Raw genomic sequence first — 617 nt, 5'->3', positions numbered from 1 at the left:
CACGGTATGATTCATGACTGGGGTGAAGTCGTAACAAGGTAACCGTAGGGGAACCTGCGGTTGGATCACCTCCTTACCAAAGACGAGAGACAGCGAGTGCTCACACAGATTGACTGATAGTTGTAGACAAATGAGCAGAAGAAAACATTACCCTTGGGTCTGTAGCTCAGGTGGTTAGAGCGCACCCCTGATAAGGGTGAGGTCGGTGGTTCAAGTCCACTCAGACCCACCACTCTGAGAGTGAGTGATGTAAAGGCGTAATGATTTATGATGAAATGGGGATATAGCTCAGCTGGGAGAGCGCCTGCCTTGCACGCAGGAGGTCAGCGGTTCGATCCCGCTTATCTCCACCACTTATCATCGTTAAGTAAATTTATTCATTTAGTTTATTTAACGATGATAACTGAAAAGTTTTATCAACTGTTCTTTAAAAAATTGGAAACAAGCTGAAAACAAGAGATTTTCGAGAGAAAGTCTGAGTAGGCAAAACAGGAAAGTGAAAAGAGGGAACTGAGAAGGAAACTCTGAAAGCAAACCTGTTTTGTGATAAATCTTGATTGAACAAAAGCAATCAAGTGTTTAGTTGAATGAAGATACGCATCAAATTGACCGCACTT

2 tRNA genes and 1 rRNA gene are annotated in these 617 nt (G+C 42.9%); all 3 read left to right on the top strand.

Annotated elements, in window-relative coordinates:
• Nucleotides 1–76 (top strand): 16S ribosomal RNA (locus tag LIX50_RS09480); the annotation flags it as partial.
• Between the two features lie 79 nt (nucleotides 77–155).
• Nucleotides 156–232: transfer RNA gene (locus LIX50_RS09475), tRNA-Ile, on the top strand.
• A gap of 45 nt (nucleotides 233–277) precedes the next feature.
• A tRNA-Ala gene (locus LIX50_RS09470) sits at nucleotides 278–353 on the top strand.
• Nucleotides 354–617 lie beyond the last annotated feature (264 nt).

Origin of the sequence: Haemophilus sp. Marseille-P9675, assembly GCF_916862695.1 — a bacterium.
GTDB lineage: Bacteria > Pseudomonadota > Gammaproteobacteria > Enterobacterales > Pasteurellaceae > Haemophilus > Haemophilus haemolyticus_K.
Note: the sequence above shows the minus strand (reverse complement) of the source record. Positions and strands in the feature narration are given on the sequence as shown.